The sequence below is a fragment of the Streptomyces sp. NPDC096311 genome (assembly GCF_044763085.1).
Classification (GTDB): Bacteria; Actinomycetota; Actinomycetes; order Streptomycetales; family Streptomycetaceae; genus Streptomyces.
Window position 1 is genome coordinate 181,334 of record NZ_JBIWFN010000017.1, and the last position, 19,122, is coordinate 200,455.

General features: G+C 67.8%; 18 protein-coding genes. 10 read left to right on the forward strand and 8 right to left on the reverse strand.

Going from position 1 to position 19,122, the window contains the following annotated elements; genetic code table 11:
- Nucleotides 1-658: 658 nt before the first annotated feature.
- Nucleotides 659-1,225 (reverse strand): TetR family transcriptional regulator, encoded by a 567-nt coding sequence (locus tag ACIRA5_RS36660; protein WP_403698389.1) that lies wholly within the window; start codon nucleotides 1,223-1,225, stop codon nucleotides 659-661.
- 229 nt (nucleotides 1,226-1,454) lie between these two features.
- On the opposite strand from ACIRA5_RS36660, the gene ACIRA5_RS36665 reads away from it, so the two are divergent.
- From ACIRA5_RS36665 to ACIRA5_RS36700, 8 genes are all read left to right on the forward strand, one after another.
- Nucleotides 1,455-2,546, forward strand: coding sequence for an LLM class flavin-dependent oxidoreductase (locus ACIRA5_RS36665; RefSeq protein ID WP_403698391.1), 1,092 nt, complete (start codon nucleotides 1,455-1,457; stop codon nucleotides 2,544-2,546).
- Between the two features lie 3 nt (nucleotides 2,547-2,549).
- On the forward strand, nucleotides 2,550-3,326 hold the full coding sequence (locus tag ACIRA5_RS36670) for an ester cyclase (RefSeq protein ID WP_403698393.1): 777 nt from the start codon (nucleotides 2,550-2,552) through the stop codon (nucleotides 3,324-3,326).
- Nucleotides 3,327-3,401: 75 nt separating this feature from the next.
- Entirely contained in the window at nucleotides 3,402-4,400 is a 999-nt protein-coding gene (locus ACIRA5_RS36675; protein ID WP_403698395.1) for an ABC transporter substrate-binding protein, read from the forward strand.
- Between the two features lie 34 nt (nucleotides 4,401-4,434).
- Entirely contained in the window at nucleotides 4,435-5,040 is a 606-nt protein-coding gene (locus ACIRA5_RS36680; RefSeq protein WP_403698396.1) for an NADPH-dependent FMN reductase, read from the forward strand.
- A complete protein-coding gene (locus ACIRA5_RS36685) occupies nucleotides 5,037-5,852 on the forward strand; it encodes an ABC transporter permease (RefSeq protein WP_403698398.1) in 816 nt (271 codons plus the stop codon). Before ACIRA5_RS36680 ends, ACIRA5_RS36685 begins: the two co-directional genes overlap by 4 nt.
- Nucleotides 5,849-6,661: an ABC transporter permease gene (locus ACIRA5_RS36690; protein ID WP_403698399.1), complete on the forward strand. Its 813-nt coding sequence runs from the start codon at nucleotides 5,849-5,851 to the stop codon at nucleotides 6,659-6,661. Before ACIRA5_RS36685 ends, ACIRA5_RS36690 begins: the two co-directional genes overlap by 4 nt.
- A 22-nt stretch (nucleotides 6,662-6,683) precedes the next feature.
- On the forward strand, nucleotides 6,684-7,466 hold the full coding sequence (locus ACIRA5_RS36695; protein ID WP_403698401.1) for an ABC transporter ATP-binding protein: 783 nt from the start codon (nucleotides 6,684-6,686) through the stop codon (nucleotides 7,464-7,466).
- Between the two features lie 2 nt (nucleotides 7,467-7,468).
- Nucleotides 7,469-9,157, forward strand: coding sequence for a CocE/NonD family hydrolase (locus ACIRA5_RS36700; protein ID WP_403698403.1), 1,689 nt, complete (start codon nucleotides 7,469-7,471; stop codon nucleotides 9,155-9,157).
- Between the two features lie 38 nt (nucleotides 9,158-9,195).
- On the opposite strand, the gene ACIRA5_RS36705 is transcribed toward ACIRA5_RS36700, so the two are convergent.
- The 5 genes from ACIRA5_RS36705 to ACIRA5_RS36725 all read right to left on the reverse strand — a co-directional run bounded on the left by ACIRA5_RS36705 (nucleotide 9,196) and on the right by ACIRA5_RS36725 (nucleotide 14,267).
- The gene (locus ACIRA5_RS36705) at nucleotides 9,196-10,170 is read right to left on the reverse strand and encodes a LysR family transcriptional regulator (RefSeq protein WP_403698405.1); all 975 of its coding nucleotides are present in this window, start codon (nucleotides 10,168-10,170) and stop codon (nucleotides 9,196-9,198) included.
- 330 nt (nucleotides 10,171-10,500) lie between these two features.
- The gene (locus ACIRA5_RS36710; protein WP_403698407.1) at nucleotides 10,501-12,084 is read right to left on the reverse strand and encodes a multicopper oxidase family protein; all 1,584 of its coding nucleotides are present in this window, start codon (nucleotides 12,082-12,084) and stop codon (nucleotides 10,501-10,503) included.
- Complete coding sequence (locus ACIRA5_RS36715) at nucleotides 12,081-12,515, reverse strand: hypothetical protein (RefSeq protein WP_403698409.1); 435 nt, start codon at nucleotides 12,513-12,515, stop codon at nucleotides 12,081-12,083. Before ACIRA5_RS36715 ends, ACIRA5_RS36710 begins: the two co-directional genes overlap by 4 nt.
- 44 nt (nucleotides 12,516-12,559) lie before the next feature.
- Complete coding sequence (locus ACIRA5_RS36720) at nucleotides 12,560-13,504, reverse strand: amidohydrolase family protein (RefSeq protein WP_403698410.1); 945 nt, start codon at nucleotides 13,502-13,504, stop codon at nucleotides 12,560-12,562.
- A gap of 142 nt (nucleotides 13,505-13,646) precedes the next feature.
- The gene (locus ACIRA5_RS36725; RefSeq protein ID WP_403698412.1) at nucleotides 13,647-14,267 is read right to left on the reverse strand and encodes a TetR/AcrR family transcriptional regulator; all 621 of its coding nucleotides are present in this window, start codon (nucleotides 14,265-14,267) and stop codon (nucleotides 13,647-13,649) included.
- Nucleotides 14,268-14,377: 110 nt separating this feature from the next.
- Here ACIRA5_RS36725 and ACIRA5_RS36730 point away from each other — a divergent pair, with 110 nt between their 5' ends.
- Both ACIRA5_RS36730 and ACIRA5_RS36735 read left to right on the forward strand, forming a co-directional pair.
- The gene (locus ACIRA5_RS36730) at nucleotides 14,378-15,406 is read left to right on the forward strand and encodes an aldo/keto reductase (RefSeq protein ID WP_403698413.1); all 1,029 of its coding nucleotides are present in this window, start codon (nucleotides 14,378-14,380) and stop codon (nucleotides 15,404-15,406) included.
- A gap of 188 nt (nucleotides 15,407-15,594) precedes the next feature.
- Nucleotides 15,595-15,945, forward strand: a complete 351-nt coding sequence (locus ACIRA5_RS36735) for a DoxX family protein (protein ID WP_403698415.1) — start codon at nucleotides 15,595-15,597, stop codon at nucleotides 15,943-15,945.
- A 396-nt stretch (nucleotides 15,946-16,341) separates the two neighbouring features.
- On the opposite strand, the gene ACIRA5_RS36740 is transcribed toward ACIRA5_RS36735, so the two are convergent.
- Both ACIRA5_RS36740 and ACIRA5_RS36745 read right to left on the reverse strand, forming a co-directional pair.
- Nucleotides 16,342-17,382 (reverse strand): alcohol dehydrogenase catalytic domain-containing protein, encoded by a 1,041-nt coding sequence (locus tag ACIRA5_RS36740; protein ID WP_403698417.1) that lies wholly within the window; start codon nucleotides 17,380-17,382, stop codon nucleotides 16,342-16,344.
- A gap of 11 nt (nucleotides 17,383-17,393) precedes the next feature.
- Complete coding sequence (locus ACIRA5_RS36745) at nucleotides 17,394-18,941, reverse strand: aldehyde dehydrogenase family protein (protein WP_403698419.1); 1,548 nt, start codon at nucleotides 18,939-18,941, stop codon at nucleotides 17,394-17,396.
- Nucleotides 18,942-19,122: the final 181 nt, after the last annotated feature.

Below are 19,122 nucleotides of genomic sequence, written 5' to 3' on the forward strand. Positions count from 1 at the left end.
GAATGTGAACGTCGCACTGTTCACCGACGGCTGGAGCGCGACACGTGCCCGATCGGCGAGCACAGTGTTCCGCACTTGTCCGGCACACCGGCGGTCACCGTCTGACCGCAGTCCATCGCCGCACATCCGCACTCCATCGTGGACTACGCCTCGATGTAGGGATGGCACGAACCCCACCGCCTCGACCTGCCGGACCCGGTTCGATCCGCCAGCTCTCCCGATCCCCTTCGGCCTTGGCCTGCAGCGCATGATGATCAACCTTGCTCAAGAAGGGCTCGGCCCGCGTGGGGTCGGCCCCGTGCCGCCAGGGCCCCTATGTAGCCATACCCGACCATTTACTGTCTGAACAAGTAAATCCCATGGTTCAACCCCGCCGCATGTGTAACCCGCATCATCTTGCGCGACCTGGGTGCAAGTGTGCGCGGCTGATGGGCTGGCGGGAGCTCGGCCCTCGACCTGATCAGGGGGCGAGGACACCTCCTGCTGTCCGGGAGTCATTTTGCCCCAGTCTTGGTGCTGCCCGGGCGCCACCGTCGAGAGTTGCACCCGTTGTTCGTGCATGCGCAAGTGTCGGCGATCGCGCCCGGGCTCCTGCATGGGGCTGTCCCGAACTGGGCACTCTCGTCGGACAAGCGGCCGGCAGAGCGGAGCGGCTCGCCTACGACGGGCTGAGCAGTTGGGCGAGCACCGGCGCCATGACGCGGATGATGTCGTCGACGTCTGCGTCGGCAAGGGTCGGGATCCCGATCAGCTCTCGGTGTGCGTTGATCCCGAACATGAATGACGCCAGAAGCCCCGCACGCAGCTGAGCGTCGGGTCCGTCGATGATCTTGGCGAGTGGTCCGATGCCTTCCTCCGTGACGACCTCACGCAGCAGCTGTGCTGCCGCTTCGCTGGTGAAACTGGCGCGCGCCAGGGCCGCATGGGCCTGCTCGCCATGCCAGCGGCTCAAGGCGAAACGCAGGATGGTTCGTGCTGTGGCCAGGGGATCCTCGGCCGGTAGCTCCGGGAACTCGGCCCGCAGCTCGACGGCTTCGCGGAACAGCTGGTCCTTCGAGCCGAAGTAGGTGATCACGGCCGCCTTGTCGACACCCGCTGTGTCAGCGATCTCGCGGATCGTCGCGCGCTCGAACCCGGCTTCGGCGAAGCACTGCCGCGCGGCCTCGAGAATGCGCCGGCGAGTGCGCTGGCCCTTGCGTTCATGCCCCGTCGATTCGGCCTCCATGTGAGCGAAGTATGGCGACGGGAGGATAAGAAATCAACCGATGTTGATGTGACCAGCGTGCATTCTCGGAGGGCTATGGGACCGCTCGAAAGCTGAACTTGTGTGGGCTGCGAGGCCGCTCCTAGCGTCTCTGTTCACGACGACCGCACCGGCGCGACGGCGTTCTTCTGCCGTCGCACCTGCGTTGTGCGGCCGCGGACTTGCCGAGCCGCAGAGGAGCGCAGGGACCGTGAAGTTCTCGATCTACATGAACCCGCAGACGTCGGGACCCGATGAGGACGTCGAGCGCATTGAAGCTGGCATCCGCCAGGCAGTGCGGGTGACGGACGCCGGGTTCGCCGGCGTCGTACTGACGGAGCATCACCTGTCGGACTACAACACCTACGGCGACAACATCATGATGGCGGCGCACCTCGCCGCGAGGGCGCAGCCCGGCACACGGTTCTTCCTCGCCGCGGTCATTCCGTCGCTGCATCACCCGATTCGACTGGCGCAGCAGATCAACCTGCTCGACATCCTCACTCAGGGCAATGCGATCGTGGGTCTGGGCTCGGGCGGCTCGCCGGTCGAGTTCTTCGGCCTTGGACGCAATCCGCAGGATCGCTTCGAGGACCACGCTGCGGTGGCCGATGCGATGAACGCGGCACTGGCCAAGGCGCCGGACGACCCTCCCCTGAAGTGGGCGACGCGGTACGAGTCGGGCACCGTCTTCACGCGAGTGATGCCCGGTCGCTATTCCGGAAGCGCTCCGCTGTTCGCGCGCGCCGCGGCGAGCGACGAGGGTGCACGCGCCGCGGGCGAGGCAGGCATGTTCCTGTTCACCGGTCGGGCCCGCCTGGGGGAGATGGCCGCACGCCTGGCGCTGTACCGCGACGGCCTGGTGGAGGCGGGGCTCGACGATCAGGCCATCGAGGAGCGGCTGGAGTGGAGCTTCTGCCAGAAGCAGGTCATCGTCCGGGACAGTGATGACGAGGCACGCGAAGAGGCGTTCAAGCGGATCCGGCTGACCGAGGAGTACGCGGGCCGGATCCAGGGAAAGGTGGCGCACCTTCGGCCGGACAATCGGATGCGCACTATCGTCACCGCCGCCAACACCGAGGCCGCCGAGTTCTTCGAGAAGGCGTTCATCGTCGGGACGCCCGCCACGGTCCGTGCGGAGTTGCAGCGCTACGCCGAGGCCGGCATCCGCCATCTCGCGCTGTACTTCAACTTCGGCTTCATGACCAGCGGCGAGGCCGATCGTTCGATCGACCTGTTCCTGGACGAGGTGTACCCGCACTTCCGACAGGACGCGGTCGCGTCCGCGGGGGCGGTGTCCTGAGCCATGGCGCATCACTTTCTCTCGCTCATCCGGTACACCGAGGACGCCGGACCCGACATGGTCGAGGCGACCACGGTCGCCGCTCAGCAACTGCTGGGCCCATCTCCCGAGTTGCGCGCGCTGAACATCGGTCCGCCGACCGCCGTGCGCAACTACGACGGGGCCATAGATCTTGTGATCGATGCCTCCTTCAACGACGCGGAGGCGTTCGAACGGTTCCGGGGCGCGGCGACAACACGCGAGTTCAGCGAGAAGTGGCTGCGGCCGCACGCCGAGGTGATCCACGTCTCTTACGACGACAAGGCCCAGGTCGAGCGCAACAAAGACAACTTCCGGCGGTTCCAGGAAGAGGTGATCGTCGGCGGCGACATGTCGTTGCTGCCGGAGTTGATGGCGCCGCAGATGCGCGTGGTGCGCGCTGCCAATGACACGCTCATGCGGTGGGAGGGCCGTGTGGTCCCGGAGGAGCGTCTCTGGAAGCACGACCAGTTCATCAATGGCTACCGCGCCGCTGTCGGCACAGTGCGCGACCACCGGCGCATCATCGAGCACATCCACGGCGAAGGCGATGTCGTGTGGGCGCGCTGGACGATCGAACAGCGCCACGACGACGACCGGCACGGCATCCCTGCCACCGGCCGCCTCGTCAGGACCGGCGAGGTCGGCATGGTCCGCTTCGACGACGCGGGGCGCATGGTCGAGGGCTGGTTCATGACCGATCCGTTCGAGTTCTTCGAGCAGGTCGACGCGACGGTGTCCGTCTCCCCGCGCGGGGAGTGACGCGCACACTGCCCGCCCCTTACCCACACGGCGCTCACTTTTCCCCAGGCGTGCCCCAATGGAGAGGTACACCCCATGCAAGGGATCCCACCGTCCACTCGTGGACGCACGAAGCGCAACGTCCTGGCGGTCACGGCCGTGCTGGCCATGACCGGGATCAGCGTTGCCGGTTGCAGTGGCTCCGCGTCGAACGCCGAGTCCACTGACGCCGCAGGCGCACAACAGAAGACCCTCAACATCGTCGTACCTGCGCACGCGGCAGCCGCTCCGCTCTATATCGCCCTGGAGAAGGGTTACTTGAAGGAGGAGGGTCTCGACGTGAAGATCTCTCCGCTGTCGAGTCTCGCCTCGGCCTTCCCCGCACTGGCGACCGGTAAGTCCGACGTACTGTTCGCGAGCATCTCGAGCGGCGCCGTCGCTGTGGCCAACGGCCAGAAGTTCAAACTGATCGCGGAGTCGAGCGTCGGAAGCCCGGGCTCGGTCGGGGTCGTCACCAACGACCCCAAGATCAAGCGCGGCGCAGATCTCGTCGGCAAGAAGATCGCTTCGCCCACCAGAGGCGGCGTGTGCGATCTGGCCACGAATTCGGTGCTCTCGAAGCAGGGCGTCGACACCTCGAAGATCCAGTGGGTCGAGCTGCCGGTACAGAGCAGCGGCGCCGCCCTCGAGCGCGGCGACGTGGACGCCGTGTGCGCCGTGGAGCCCGCGATCACGCAGCTCAAGCAGGAGATCGGCGCGGACCTCGTCGTGGACTCGCAGACCGGCGAATTCGACAAGATGCCCGACGGCGGCTACTTCGTCACCGAGGACTTCGCCAAGCGGAACCCGCAGACCATCGCGGCGTTCCGCCGGGCGCTCGCGCGCGGCGTCGCGGACGCGAAGGCCGACAAGAAGGCGCTGCGCAAGACGATCGCCGACTACAGCGGGATGCCGACCAAGGTCGTGAACGCGATGACGCTGCCCGCCTACGTGACTGGGGCCGACCCCGCACAGGTCCAGCGCGTCCTGGACATGCTGAAGGACGCAGGCGCGCTACCCAAGCCGATCACGGGCCGGGAACTTGTCGTCCGGTAACGGGCGGGCCGAAGCCAGCAGAAGAGGAGACCACATGAGCGGACACGTTCGCATCGTCGGACTCGGAGGATCGAGTCGGCCAGGATCCGTGAGCGCAGCGGCCCTGAGGCTGGCGCTCGACCACGCCACCGCGCTCGGCGCCGAGACCAGCATGCTCAACGTGGCGGACCTGGACCTCCCGCCGTATCCCGTCGCCGTCGCGTCCGGTGGTCGCACGGACGATGCCATCCGCCTCGTCAAGGAAGTCCGCGCGGCGGACGGCATGATCGTGAGCGTGCCCTGCTACCACGGCACCATCGGCGGCCAGCTGAAGAACGCGATCGACTACTTCGAGGACCTGGCCGGCGACGCCGAGCGCCCCTACCTCACGGGGACGGCCATGGGTATCGTCACGGTCGCCAGCGGCTGGATCGCCGCGGTGGGGACCGTGACGACGGTGCGGGCCGTCGCCCACGCGGTGCGGGCCTGGCCCACACCGCTCGCCGTTCCGATCACCACGCGGATGGACCCGGTGTTCGACGCCGACGGCAACTGCACGGACCCGCGCACCGACATGCGCCTGAAGGCGATGGCGCACGAGGTGCACGAGTTCGCTCGGATGCGTCAGGCGCTGCCCGCCGTCGCGGAGCAGCCGTCATGACGGTCACCGGACGCGGTCGGGTGGCGGTGGTCGACCTGGCCGCAGTCAAGCGCGCCCTGCGCGGCGCGGTCGGTGTCGTGGCGTTCCTCGCGCTCTGCCAGGCCGTCACGATGCTGCTCCCTGTGAGCGAGAAGTACCTGCCGGACACGATGTCGGTGCTGCGCGCGTTCTTCGACCTGCTCGGCGACTCGACATTCTGGAGCAGGCTGCTCGAGACGCTCGCGGAGTGGGGCGCCGGCATCGGCATAGCTATCGCCTTCGGGATACCGACCGGAGTGCTGCTCGGCGCGTCGGACCTGCTCTATCGGATGTTCCGCGGGCCACTTGAGCTGCTGCGCCCCATCCCCGGCGTAGCCCTGATGCCGCTCTTCATCCTCGTGTTCGGGCAGACCTTCCAGGCGACCATGTGGCTCGTCGCGTACGCGTCGATCTGGCCGATCCTTCTCAACACCATCTATGGCGTCCACGACGTCGTGGCCACCGCGCGCGAGACCGCCCGCAGCTTCGGCCTCGGCCGCACCGCGATCCTCGTGCGCGTCTACCTGCCTAGTGCGCTGCCGCTCATCCTCACGGGCGTGCGGGTCGCGGCCGGCATCGCGCTCATCATCGCGGTCGCTGTGGAGCTGTTGATCGGCACCGGCGCGGGTATCGGTGCGTTCATCAGCGAGACGACGCTCGCGGGGCAGGACACGGCCATCGTCTACGCCGCCGTCGTGGCGGCCGGCCTGCTCGGTCTGGCCATCAACGTCGGCCTAAGTGGACTGGAGGCCGGAATCTGCCCATGGCGTGCGGCGGGAGGCGGTCGCCCATGAGCGCCCCCCGGCACTCCGTTCGCCGCGCAGTCGAGCGGTGGGGCATCGCCGTGCTCGCCCTCATCGCTTGGCAGTTGGCGACGGCCCGCGCCCAGTCCGTCTACTTCCCTGAGCCGGCGAAGATCCTCCAGCGCATCCAGGAGCTGTGGCTGAACGCCGACGCCGCCCACCTGTTCGTCAACGGCGACTTCCTGAGCCGGCTGCTGTCGTCACTGAGCAGACTGTTCCTAGGCTGGGGAACGGCAGTTGTCGTCGGCGTGGCCGCCGGTGTCGCCCTCGGGCTCTGGCGGCGCGCGGAGGAATACGCCAACCCGACGCTCCAGTTCCTGCGCTCGCTGCCGGTGCCGGCGCTGATCCCCCTCTTCCTCGTCGTTTTCGGGACCGGATTCCAGATGCGGCTCTCCCTCGTGGTGTTCGCCGTGGTCTGGCCGATTCTGCTCAACACGATCGAGGGCGTGCGCAGCATCGAGCCTCAACTCCTGCGCACCGGAGCCGTGTTCCGGGTCCCGCGCAGTCGGCAGATCCTGCTGGTCGTGATCCCGGCCGCCTCTCCGAAGATCTTCGCAGGCATGCGGATCAGCCTCTCCATCGCGCTGATCGTGACGATCCTGTCGGAGATGGTGGCGAGTACCGACGGTGTCGGGATGGGGCTGATCGATGCTCAACGGACGTTCGCCATGCCGGACATGTGGGCCTACATCGTGCTGTTCGCCGTGCTCGGCGTCACCCTCAACGGCCTCTTGATGGCTGTCGAGAACCGAGCCCTCGCGTGGCACCTCGGCGCACGCCGCCGCGATGGCGGAAGCTGACAGGGAAGGACGGACACCCGCAATGCTCACGGTCGACTCGCTGCAGCACACGTACAGGTCGCGCACCTCGTCACACGAGGCCATCGCCGACATCAGCTTCTCGGTGACGAAGGGAGAACTCGTCTCGATTGTCGGACCGTCGGGTTCGGGCAAGACCACCATGCTGCACTGCATCTCCGGCCTGATGCCGCCGACCGGTGGCACCGTCGAACTGCTCGGAGAACCGGTCACGTCCGTCCCGGAGGGGCTCGCGATGGTGTTCCAGAACTACACCGAATCGCTGTTCCCCTGGCTCACGGTCGAGTCCAACGTCGTCTTCCCGCTGCGCTACCGCGGCATCGATCGCGCCGAACGGGACGGACGGGCGCGCGACGCGTTGGAGGCGGTCGGGCTCACCTCGGCGGCGCAGAAATACCCGTGGCAGCTGTCCGGCGGCATGCAGCAGCGGGTCGCCATCGCCAGAGCGCTCGCCTACCGGCCCAGTCTGCTACTGATGGACGAGCCGTTCGCCTCCGTCGACGCGCAGACCCGGGAGGACCTCGAGGACCTGGTCCTGCGCGTCCACGAGACGTACGGTATGACGATCCTGTTCATCACGCACGACATCGACGAGAGCGTCTACCTCGCGGACCGAGTGCTCGTGCTCTCCAGCCCGCCGAGCCGGATCCTGGAGGAGATCGCGGTTCCCCTTCCTCGCCCGCGCGACCAGATCGTCACCAAGGGGCACGACGACTTCGTCCGGATCCGGACCGAAGTCGCGCGGCACATCCGGCATCGCGACGTCCCGGTGGCCGGCGCGTGGTAGCCATGGGCGAGCGTCCGGAGTTCCACCGCCCGAAGGTCGACGGCGTGGCGGTCGACCGCGACGTACGGGTGCCGATGCGTGACGGCGTGCACCTGTGCGCCGACGTCTACCGTCCCGAGGGCGCCGCACAGGAGCGTCACCCCGTACTGCTCGCGGTCTCCCCGTACCAGAAGGACCTCGCCGGCCTCCCCGCCGTACCGACGTACCCGACGCGCGAGACGGGGCCGATCGAGTGGTACGTCCAGCAGGGCTACGTCTACGTTCTTGCCGACGTCCGCGGGACGGGAAAGTCGGACGGACGCTGGGAGGTGCTCGGCGCGACGGAGCAGCGCGACCTGTACGACCTGGTCGAGTGGGCCGCCGAGCAGCCCTGGTCGACGGGCAGGGTCGGGATGATCGGCCAGTCGTACTTCGCCATGCTCCAGTGGCTGGCGGCGATCCAGCGTCCACCGCACCTGGCGTGCATTGCGCCGTACGACGCGTCCATCGACGAGTACCGCGAAGCGGCCTTCCACGGCGGCATCCCCAGCAGCGGCTTCATCACCCTGTGGAGTTTCGCCGTGCGCGCCATGCACGCGATGGGGCCGCGCGGTGCCGACGGCCTTGCCAAGCTCGGCGACGTCGACCGCGAACTGCTCGAGCACCCCACCGACGACGACTTCTGGCGTGAGCGCTCGGCGTACTGGCGCATGGACCGGATCGACGTCCCGGTCTTCTCGATCGGCAACTGGGGCAAGCACGCGCGACACCTGCGCGGCAACATCCTCGGCTTCGAGTTGGTGACGAGCCCCAAGCGCCTCTACGTCGAGGCGGGCGCGCGGCCGTCACAGCTCAACGTCGCCAAGGCCCTGACCGACTACGAGTCCACGGAGTTCCACGAGCGACTCCTGCTGCCGTGGTACGACCACTGGCTCAGGGACAAGGACAGCGGGATCATGACCGGGCCCGCGGTGCGCCTGCACGTCTCGGGGACCGACGAGGAGCGGGCGTTCGACCGGTGGCCGCCGCCGGGCGTGGAGTGCGTGCCGTACTACCTGACGCCGGGCCCGTCAGACGTGGTCGAGTCGCTCAACGACGGCGGGCTGAGCACAACACCGCCCGAGGGCAGTCTGCCGAGCACGAGTTACCACTACCCGCAGGCGGAGTGGCACGTGGGGACGACGCTGGTCAACCCTAGCGGAGTGCCCAACCAGGTGGCCCGCATCCTCACCTTCACCTCGGCGCCGCTCGACGAGGACGTCATGGTTATTGGGCCGGTCAAGCTCGTGTTGTACGCCTCGTCGGATCAGTCCGACACCGACTTCATCGTCCGGCTGACCGACCAGGAGCCCGATGGCACACCGCGGCCCGAGGGAGCCGCCCCACCAGGGCAGGTCCTCACCCGTGGCTGGCTGAAGGCCTCCCATCGGGCGGTCGACCCGGAACGCTCGACCGACCTGCGCCCGTTCCACACGCACCGTGATCCGCAGCCGTTGGAGCCGGGCGAGGTCTATCGCTTCGAGGTCGAGGTCCTCCCGATCGGCCACGTGTTCCGGCGGGGGCATCGCATCCGTCTGGAACTGGCCAACGGCGACTCACCGATGACGGAGGGCATCTTCACCCACTTCTACGGAGTGAAGGCAGGGGTGGACACGGTCCACCATGACGCCGTCTCGCCCTCGCATCTCTTGCTCCCGGTTGTGCGCGGGTAGCCCGTTTCGGAGGAGGCTGTGTGGGTGCGGCGCCGCCGTCAGGCGGCACTCGGCAACGGCGCCGTGCCTTCGTCCACCTGCTCTATCGGGCCTGCACCTGGCGCGCTATGCGTCCTGCGGGCGAGCGCCTCCTCGACGAAGTCGACGTGCAACCACGATCGTTCACGCCCGGCACGGCGGGTGGCGTAGACCGGGACGGTGGGTGTGTGGGAGAGCGTGATCTCACACAGGTCGCCGACGGCCAGGTCGCGGTCCACGGCGCTGCGCATCAGCAGCGCCGCGCCGCAGCCTTCACGGACCGCAAGCTTGATCGCCTCCGGGTGGCCGAGGTCCGTGGTTGCAACCGGCATCGGATAGCCGACCGCTGCGAGTGCGCCGGCAAGGAGGTCTTCGGTCGGTTGGTCGCTGCACGACGTGATGAGGTCGAGGTCGCCCATCTCGCCCGGCGAGATCATGGATCCCGCGCGCGGATGATCCGGCTGGGCCACCAAGGCGAGCTCCTCGCGACCGATCGACTCGACGTCGAGGCCATCCAGATCGGCGGGGGACAGGCACATCACCACCGCCACGTCGGCGTCCCCCGACCGGACGGCTGTGAGCGCCTGCGCCGGTTCGGCGACACGCAACGCGATTCGGATGTCCGGGTGTTGCACCCGCAGTCGGCAGACGATCGGTGGCAGCACGTAGCCTGCCAGAGAAGGTCCGGCGACCACGATCAATGACTCCTTCAGCCCCGCTTCGAGATCCTCGAGTTCACGCGAGATCTGGTGGGTGCGCGACAGCATCTCACGGGCCCAGTCGTAGGCGGCACTGCCGGCCTTCGTCAATCGGACTCCTCGGCCCTCACGCTCGAAGAGCCGTACGCCCAGGTGCTCCTGGAGCGAACGAAGGTGCGCGCTCACCACGGGCTGCGTCACAAACAGGCGCTCGGCCGCGCGGCCGACGCCGCTGGCCTCCACGACGCAGCAGAAGACTTCCAGCTTGTAGAGCGAGAAGCGGTTGTCGAAGGACATGGTCGGCCCGACTAGCCGAGCTGGGGCGCGCGCTGGACCTCAGCGCGGTCGTTGTTGCCAAGCAGTTCGCAGGACATTTCTCCTCCGTCCATGGCCGACGTACAGGACTGTATGACCGCCGATTGAAAAAAACAACGCCTGTTGTGAAAATGGCTCTGGCGCCGTGTGAGGACCCCCATCGAGGCTGAGGGGGACAAGAATTGGCGACCCGCCAGGTCCGCGGCACCGATCGCCGCCGATGGCTCGGCGCGCCCGCCGGCCGGGACGGATCCCACCGCATGGAGCGAACCAGAGCCGGGCGGACCGCTCTGCAGGCTTCGCCAAGCGCCGTTACCGGGTAGTGAAGTCGGCCATCATCGCCATGTCCTCGTGCTCGAGGTTGTGGCAGTGCAGCAGGAACCGCCCCGCATAGTCCGTGAAGCGGATCGCCACCTCAACCGCTTGCGCGGGCAACAGGTCCACGGTGTCCTTCCAGCCTGCGTCGTAGGGCCCAGGTTCCCGGCCGTCGCGGGCCAGGACCTGGAAGGGGTCGAGGTGGACGTGGACAGGGTGGTGGAAGTCGCTGATGAACCGCCACACCTCAGTCGTCCCCAGGCGCGGCGTCGCCAGATCGCGCCCCGGCATGTAGTCCTGGCCGTTGATCGTCCAGCCGGCCTCACGCGAGCCGCGCGCGAAAGTGAAGGTTCGGGTGGCCGTCGCCCGGGCCGGATCGAGCCGCCCGATGGTGGACAGCTGGTCGGGCACTGCGGTGTCGTCCGCGGGTGTGCGGGCGGTGGGGGAGACATCGAAGCGCATCACCTCGGCGGTGGTGCCGGAACCGAGCCTGTTCACCAAGCGGACCCGTGTGCCGGGGCGGTAGCGGCCGAAGTCGACGACGATGTCGAAGCGTTCGGCCGAGGCCATGTCCAACCGGTCGTGGGCTACCGGCCGTTCCAGCAACCCTCCGTCGCCGCCGATCTGAACCAAGGCGTCTCCGCCGGGCGGCTGGGGATCCAACTCCAACCGGTAGCGACGGGCGTTGGAGGCATTCAGCAGGCGCAGGCGGTAGCGCTGCCGGGCGACGTCCAGAACGGGCCAGGGGGCACCGTTGACCAGGATGACGTCGCCGAGTACGCCGTTCATGTACCGCTCGGTCACCCCGGGCTGACTCCCGAGGTACGGGTCGAGGGAGGGGTAGGCGAACGAGCCGTCCGCGGCGAAGGAGCGGTCGCAGATCATCAGGGGGATGTCACGGTCGTGGCGAGGCAGCGGCAGGGCATCCTCCTCGTCGTCATGGATGACGTGGAAACCCGCCAGGCCACGCCAGACGCCGGGCCCGGTGAAGCCCATGCGGTGATCGTGATACCAGAGCGTCGCCGCCCGCTGGTCCAGCGGATAGCTGTACGTGCGCGTCCCTTCCGAAACCACAGCCGTGGCGTCCTCGTTGTGGGCCCCCTGCATCCCTCCCGTCGAGGTTGTCGATCTCCGCGCGCCGACCGGCAGGATCAGATCGGTCGGATAGCCGTCGCTGTCGTGCGGCGTATGCCCGCCGTGAAGGTGAACCACCGTCGGCTGCGGCAACTCGTTGCGATGGTGCACGATGGTCCGACGACCTGAGCGAGAGACGATCGTCGGGCCGGGGAAGCTACCCGCGTACGTCCATGCCTCGGTCCGCAACCCGGGCAGAATCGACAGGTGAGCGATGCGCTGCGTGATCTCGTAGGAATCGGCCACGGCGTCGGTGTGGGCAGGCCGCAGGATCGAAGGTACGGGCAGCGGCACCTGGTACGGGCGTGGCAGCGGCGCGGTGCTGGTCAGCAGGAGGCCGGGTTGGCCGTGGCCGAACGCACGCCAGGCGGCCGGGACACCGGCGGCGATCGCCCCCGAGCCCACAGCCGTGCCCGCCGCCGCCGCGAGGAAACGTCGTCGGTTCACGCCTGCTCCTCGGACGATTGCCGCACCGGGCGCCAGGCCCAGACCAGCATGAGCAGCGCACTCGCGATGATCGCCGTGCCCAGTGGCACGTGAAGGGCGAGCACGCGACCGTAACCGAGGCCGATCTCCACCCCCTCCGCGGTGAACAGCACTGCGCTGGCCACCGCCGGCCATCCGGGACCACGTCCCGGCCGCCACAGCAGCACGGCGGTGATCGTCAGCAGGACGGCCGCCAGAGCGGTGGCGGCGGCGCCGGCGGCATGCATGCCCAGCGCACTGTAGTTGCCGGAGAGGAATCCGCCCGCGAGCGCCGCCTGGTCAAGCGCGAGCAGCGCTTCACCAGTGATGACGATCCGGAACAGCAGCCGCGGCCAGCGCGGCGGAGTCGGCGCCCTGTTGGGCGTGTGGGTCACTTCTTGTTCGTCGGTCACGATCGCTTGCCCTGTCGAAGTCTCAGCCCTCGAGTCCGCGGTGGTCATACCAAGCCCAGGAGGGCCTCGGCGTTGCCTGCGAGGATTCTGTCGGTGTCCTGCGCGGCGAGACCGGACCGCTCGATGTAGCTGACGCTGTCGAGGTAGTGCTCTCCTGCCTGGTAGGGGAAGTCACTCCCGAGGACGAGTCGATCCGCGCCAACTGCTTGAACCGCGGCGTGCAATGCCGCCTGGGAGCCGTGAGCGACCGTGTCGTACCACATCTGGCGAGCGGCCTGGCTCGGCGGGACGGGTGCGTCGGGCGCCTCCACGTGCGCGAGGTGGTCCCACCGCTCCAGCAGCACGGGCAGCGCACCGCCGAGGTGGGAGTTGAGGATGCGCAGGCGGGGGTAACGGGTCGTGACCCCACTGGTGATGAACTGAGCGGCGGCGACCGTGTCCTCGGTGGGCGCGCCGACCATCCAGGTGAGGTGGTGGTCGGTGATGTGCGGGGAGCCCGCGCCGACACCCGCCGGGTGGACGTACACGACGGTGCCGCGGTGGTTCAGTTCCTCCCACACCGGCGCAAAAGTCGGGTCCGTCAGCGCCCTGCCTGCCGCCGTGGTGGTCACAGCCACGCCGACGACGCCCGGAGCACCCAGGACGCGATCAACTTCAGCCAGGGCGGCGTCCACGTGGGGCAGCGGCAGAGCGGCGAAGGCCAGGAAGCGGTCGTGGAACCGGTCGACGAGGCCTATGTATCGATCGTTGATCATCTGCGCGGCCCGCGCGGCCTGGGCGGCGTCCGGCAGCGCCCCGGTCAACGGGGAGGCGGAGAGCACCTGTCGGTCCACGCCGGCCCGGGCCATCAGGGCGAACCGGGCCTCGAGTTCCTTGTCGGTGTCGTCGGCTCCAAGGCCGCGGTGGCTACCGGTGGTGGTGACGCCGCAGCTGTCCAGGTAGTCGAGGTAGTCGCTGGGGTACACGTGGGCGTGCGTGTCGATGCGCATGGAGGTATTCCTTTGCGGTCGAGAGGCTGAGGGGGTGGGTGAGTGGGTACCTGGCCGGCCGACTCCGCCACACCAAGAGCCCTACGCATCGGCCGGTCCGCCCAGGTAGGCGTCCATCCGAATGGACCGTAACACGCAGAACTCAACGCTCGTTGAAATCTGCGCCTGCCCCGTCCGCTCCGTCTGCCCCGTAGCGAAGTCCGTCGGCGAGCAGGGTGATCACGCGTTCGGTGTAGTCGGGGTCGTCGGGAGCTACGAGGTCGCTCATGGCTCGCAGTAGGTCGTACGGGACGACGTCGGAGCGGATCCCCCCGGACTTGGCGGCGGCGTCGACCAGGTTCGTGATGGCGGGGACAAGGCGGTCCTGGAAGTAGACGGGCAGGCTCTCGTAGGTGGCGGGTTCGCTGGAGTGCAGCGCGGCTTTGAGCCCGCGCTTGGTGACGAGGAACTGTGCGAAGCGCCGCAACCACCGCTCGAGGGCTTCGACCGGCTGGTACTCCTCCGCCAGGGCGGGAGCCGCGTCGGCGCACGCGTCGATCTCTCGGCGGAAGACGGCGGTGATGAGGTCCGAGCGCTGCGGGAAATGGCGGTAGAGCGTGCCGGCGCCCACCCCCGCCTTGGTGGTGATGCGACGCACGGGGGCGTCCACGCCATCTGTTGCGAAGACCTCGGCAGCTGCCGTCAGCAGGGCGTGCAGGCTGCGCTGCACGTCAGGTCGTACACGGCGGCCGGTGGGTGGCTCCTCGGCGGGGCGATCGGGCATGAAAGCGAACCTCTTGCAATCTGGAACGATGTTCCATATTCTCAACATTGAACGGTGTTCCGTTTTTACCATAGCGGGGTGCCGGACCAGTAGCCCACACGAGGAGAGCCATGCAGTACCGCACGCTGGGTCGAACCGGCATCAAGGTCAGTCCCTACTGCCTGGGCGCGATGATGTTCGGTGCCCAGGGCAATCCCGACCACGATGATTCCGTCCGCATCATCCACAAGGCGCTGGACGCGGGGATCAACTTCGTCGACACCGCCGACGTCTACGGACGTGGTGAGTCCGAAGAGATCGTCGGCAAGGCGCTCAAGGGCCGTCGGGACAACGTCGTGCTCGCCACCAAAGCCCACCGCCCCATGGGGGACGACCCCAACCAGCAGGGCAATTCGCGGCGTTGGCTGATCCGCGCCCTGGAGGACTCGCTGCGCCGACTGCAGACGGACCACGTCGACGTACTTCAGCTCCACCGGCCGTCGCCGGACACCGACATCGAGGAGACCCTCTCCGCCCTCACCGACCTGGTGCGCGCCGGGAAGGTCCGGGCCATCGGCACCTCCTCCTTCACCGCCACAGACATCGTCGAGGCGCAGTGGGCGGCAGATCGTCACGGCCTGCACCGGTTCCGCACCGAGCAGCCGAACTACTCGATACTTGACCGCGCCATCGAGCGTGAGGTCCTGCCTGTCTGCGAGCGCTACGGGATGGGCACGCTGGTGTGGAGCCCGCTGGCCGGAGGCATGCTCACGGGCCGCTATCGCAAGGGTCAGGAGAACACCACTCACCGGAGTGGGTTCGGCTTCAGGCACCTGAGTGACGAGCGTCGCCTCGACGCCGTCGAGCAGCTCATCCCCCTCGCTGAGAAGGCGGGCATGTCGATGACGCACATGGCCATGGCCTTCACGATCGCTCACTCCGGTGTCACGTCCGCGATCATCGGACCGCGCACCATGGCCCACCTCGACGACCTGCTCGCCGGCGCCGAGACCGCCCTCTCCGACGAGCTCCTCGACCAGATCGACGCCATCGTGCCGCCCGGCACCAACGTTGGTCGGCTCGACATGGCTTACGACCCGCCCGCCATCCAGCGTGCCATGCTGCGCCGCCGCCAGCCCTCCGACCGCGCTGCCGCCTGATTCATCCCGGGCGCGGATCCGACGGCCGTCCGCCGGAGATCCACCCACCCGGTAGTGGCTGCCGATCACAGCGGATGGGATCGAGACCGCCACCGATCACGCGATGCCACTCTTAGACAGGAAATTCTGAAATGACCACACAACCCATCGCCACCCCATCCCGGACCCGAGCTGTCACGTTGTGGGTCGTGCAAGGGATCCTCGCCGTATTCCTGCTCATCATGGCTGCCGGGCCGAAGCTGCTCGGAGACAGCGACATGGTGGAGATGTTCGATGACCTCGGTGCCGGACAATGGTTCCGGTACTTCGTCGGGGCAGTGGAGCTGGCCGGCGTGATCGGGCTGGTGATTCCCGTTCTCGCCGGGCTCGCCGCGCTCGGGCTGAGCGGCGTGCTCCTCGGCGCGGTGGTCACCCAGCTGTTCGTGCTCGACGAGCCCAGCATGGCGCCGGCCCCGGCCGTGCTCGCGGTGCTCATGGCTGTCATCGCGTGGGCGCGGCGCGCGGAGATCCAGGCACTGGTGACCCGGCTGCGCCGGTGAGCACATCGAGGACCGCGTTGACGGCGGGGACGTGCCCCGCCGTCAACGCGGTCCTCCTCAACCTCGCTCGGCGTCTCGCTTGAGCCGGGCTCTTGGTGGTGTGTTGTCCCTGGCGAATCCCCTTATCCGTGGCTGACGACATGGACACGGCGCCTGGCGCTCGCCCTCATGCTCCTCGTCGTCGGCGCGGCACCGGGTCTTCGTCGCACTCATGCGGCCGTCGACGACGCGCTCTCGACGGTGTGACAGGACCGAGGGCTGCGGCCCGGTGCCGTGTTCCTCTGTAGCGGCCCGCGTGTTGGCGACGCATTGTCGATCGTGCGGCTGGGTGTACTCGGCGCCCGCTCCCCCGGACGCCATCGGCTTGGGCGACAGTGTCCGGGGAGCGGGCTGCGCTTATCGCGCATCGCTGGGCGATTCGGTCGCGACATCGATGATGACGCGGCCGAACACCTTGTTGGCCCGTATCGCCTCCAGAGCCTCCTCGGCAGCGGCCAGCGGGTAGGAAGCGCCGATGACCGTCGGGACCTTCCCTTCGGCCACCAAGCTCAGGGAGTGATCGATCTCGGCACGGGTCGCGTACCGCGACCCGGTCACTTCCACCTCGTGGTTGACCAGAAACAGCGGATCAACTGTCACCGACGAGCGAATGTTCGGCGGCACCCCGACCACGATGAACTTACCGTTGACTCCGAGGGTCGTGACCGCGCTGGTCGTGCTCGCAGTACCTACCAAGTCGATGCATGCGTCCAGCGGTCGGCCCGCAGTGTTGATGATGTCCTCCCGCCAACTGCCGGAGTTGGAGTCGACGACGGCGTCAGCGCCGGTTGCTTCGAGCGCCCCGAGCTTCTCTTTGTCGCGCTCCACCGCGATCACGAGGGCGCCGAAGGCTTTCGCCATCGCCACCATGTGGATACCGACACCGCCGCCGGCCCCGATCACGGCGACCCGCTGCCCTGGGACGATCTTCGCCCGTTCTCGTGCCACGTGGTACGTCGTCGCGACCGCGTCCGCGATGACCCCTCCTTCTCTGAGTGGTACAGCCGCTGGTATCCGGACGAGATTGATGGCAGGGAGGACGGTGTACTCGGCGAATGCCCCGTCCACCGCCGCTCCGATGAACCCCTTGAAATTCAGGCAGTGCGTTTCCCTGCCTGAAGCGCACATGGCGCAAGAGCCGCAGAAGAGATAGAAGGAAGCGGTCACCCGGTCGCCCTGGCGCCAGCCGTGCACACCGGGGCCGAGCTCCGCGATCGTGCCGGAGAGCTCGTGCCCGATGATGCGCGGGGCCGAACCACCCAGGTTCCCTGAGCGTACGTTCTCCAGGGTGAGGCCGGCGCCACACGCGACGACCCGCACCAGGACTTCGCCGACCCCGGGCCGGGGCACGGGCACCGTCTCCTGCACGAGCCGCCCGCCGAACTCCTTCAGCACCATGGCCTGCATGTTCACGATCCGCTCCCCTCGCCGTCACGCGAACCGGAGGTTTGACGCGGAACGAGACGGTCGACGGGCGCCCAAGCAGGCGTTTGGCCGAAGCCCGACGGCATCCGGACGTTCTTGGACCGGACGAACTCCCGCAGCGCCTCCTTCGCGTTCTCCCGGCCGAAACCACTGGCCTTCATACCGCCGAACGGCGAGCCGAGCAGCGACCCGCGGAAGTAGTTGTTGACGAACACGATGCCCGCTTCGATGTCACGGGCTGCCCGGCTCGCCTGCTCCTGGTCTCGCGTGTAGACGGCGGCCGTCAGACCGTAGTCGGTGCTGTTCGCGATGCGGATGGCTTCCTCGTAGGACTCGAACCGCATCACTGAGCACACAGGCCCGAAAATCTCTTCCTGGGCGATCCGCATCTTCTCCGTGACGCCTGTGAAGACGGTTGGTGCTACCCAGAATCCGTTCCTGAACTTCGGGTCGTCCGGAACTCGGCCGCGCGCCGCGACCCGGGCGCCTTCCTGCTGACCGATCTCGATGTAGCTCAGTACGCGTTCCTGCTGGGCGCGGTCGACCATCGGCCCGATATCGGTCGCCTCGTCGAGGCCGTCGCCTACGTGGAGTCCCTCCGTGGCGGCGCAGAAGCGCTCCAGGAAACGGTCATGGACCGAAGCATGAAGCAGGAGCCGTGACGTCGATGTACACGCCTCGCCCTGGTTGAAGTACATGCCTTCAATCGCTCCCCGCAGGGCGTCGTCCAGATCCGCGTCCTCGAACACGATCAGTGGGTTCTTGCCGCCGAGTTCCATCGTCACCATGGTCAAGTTGTCCGCGGCGCTGCGCATCACCGCCTTCCCCGTCTCGGAAGCGCCCGTGAACGTGAGCCTCCCGACCATCGGATGGCCGGCGAGCGCGGGGCCCGCCGCTCTCCCGGTGACGCTATTGACCACGCCCGACGGCAACACCTCCTGCATGAGCTCGATCATCCGCAGCGCGACCAGCGGTGCCTGCTCCCCGGGCTTGAGGACGATCGTGTTGCCCGTGGCCAGGGCGGGGGCGATCTTGCCTGCGAGGTGAATCGGCGGCCAGTTGAAGGGCAGGATCGCGCCCACCACGCCGTACGGCTCGGGAACCACCTGCGCATTCGTTGGACCTTGCAGGAGGAATTCCCCGTCAACCTTGTCAGCGAGACCACCGAAGTACTCGAACAAGGCAATGGAAACGGCGACGTCGAAGTTCCGTGAGTCCCGGAGAGGCTTGCCGACCTCGCGTGTCTCCAGCCAGGCCAACTCGTCGGCGTGCCGACGGATCACGTCGGCAACGCTGAACAGGAGTTGCCCGCGCTCCCTGGCGCTGCGGTACCGCCAGCCCCCCTCGTATGCACGCCGTGCCGCCCGTACAGCGGCATCGACCTCGCCCGCTGTGCAATCCGGAACCCGGGCGATCGCTTCACCGGTCGCGGGATCCTGCACCTCGAACCACCGCTGGCTCTGGCTGTTGGTCCGTGTTCCGTCGATGAGGATCTGCCAGTCCGTACGGTCCAGTGTGAAGCTGGCTGTCATGGGAACCTCCCTTTCGTATCAAGTGGTGGTTCGTTGACGAATGCGGTTGGGCGGGAGGCCGTTGCTCGCGGTGACTGTGTCGAGCGTCGAGCAGGCCCCGGAGTTCGAGTGGCGGGCCAATCTCGATCCAGACCGGCCACCGGTGGGGGAGGGCGACGTGGGAGGAGTGAACCGTTGCTTT

Bases quoted from the DNA above. Each gene is read 5' to 3' on its own strand.
- ACIRA5_RS36725 (WP_403698412.1), bottom strand. From the start codon at position 14,267: ATGCCCGATCGCCCCGCCGAGGAGCCACCCACCGGCCGCCGTGTACGA.
- ACIRA5_RS36680 (WP_403698396.1), top strand. From the start codon at position 4,435: ATGAGCGGACACGTTCGCATCGTCGGACTCGGAGGATCGAGTCGGCCA.
- ACIRA5_RS36745 (WP_403698419.1), bottom strand. From the start codon at position 18,941: ATGACAGCCAGCTTCACACTGGACCGTACGGACTGGCAGATCCTCATC.
- ACIRA5_RS36660 (WP_403698389.1), bottom strand. From the start codon at position 1,225: ATGGAGGCCGAATCGACGGGGCATGAACGCAAGGGCCAGCGCACTCGC.
- ACIRA5_RS36720 (WP_403698410.1), bottom strand. From the start codon at position 13,504: ATGCGCATCGACACGCACGCCCACGTGTACCCCAGCGACTACCTCGAC.
- ACIRA5_RS36690 (WP_403698399.1), top strand. From the start codon at position 5,849: ATGAGCGCCCCCCGGCACTCCGTTCGCCGCGCAGTCGAGCGGTGGGGC.
- ACIRA5_RS36705 (WP_403698405.1), bottom strand. From the start codon at position 10,170: ATGTCCTTCGACAACCGCTTCTCGCTCTACAAGCTGGAAGTCTTCTGC.
- ACIRA5_RS36700 (WP_403698403.1), top strand. From the start codon at position 7,469: ATGGGCGAGCGTCCGGAGTTCCACCGCCCGAAGGTCGACGGCGTGGCG.
- ACIRA5_RS36740 (WP_403698417.1), bottom strand. From the start codon at position 17,382: ATGGTGCTGAAGGAGTTCGGCGGGCGGCTCGTGCAGGAGACGGTGCCC.
- ACIRA5_RS36730 (WP_403698413.1), top strand. From the start codon at position 14,378: ATGCAGTACCGCACGCTGGGTCGAACCGGCATCAAGGTCAGTCCCTAC.
- ACIRA5_RS36695 (WP_403698401.1), top strand. From the start codon at position 6,684: ATGCTCACGGTCGACTCGCTGCAGCACACGTACAGGTCGCGCACCTCG.
- ACIRA5_RS36685 (WP_403698398.1), top strand. From the start codon at position 5,037: ATGACGGTCACCGGACGCGGTCGGGTGGCGGTGGTCGACCTGGCCGCA.
- ACIRA5_RS36670 (WP_403698393.1), top strand. From the start codon at position 2,550: ATGGCGCATCACTTTCTCTCGCTCATCCGGTACACCGAGGACGCCGGA.
- ACIRA5_RS36675 (WP_403698395.1), top strand. From the start codon at position 3,402: ATGCAAGGGATCCCACCGTCCACTCGTGGACGCACGAAGCGCAACGTC.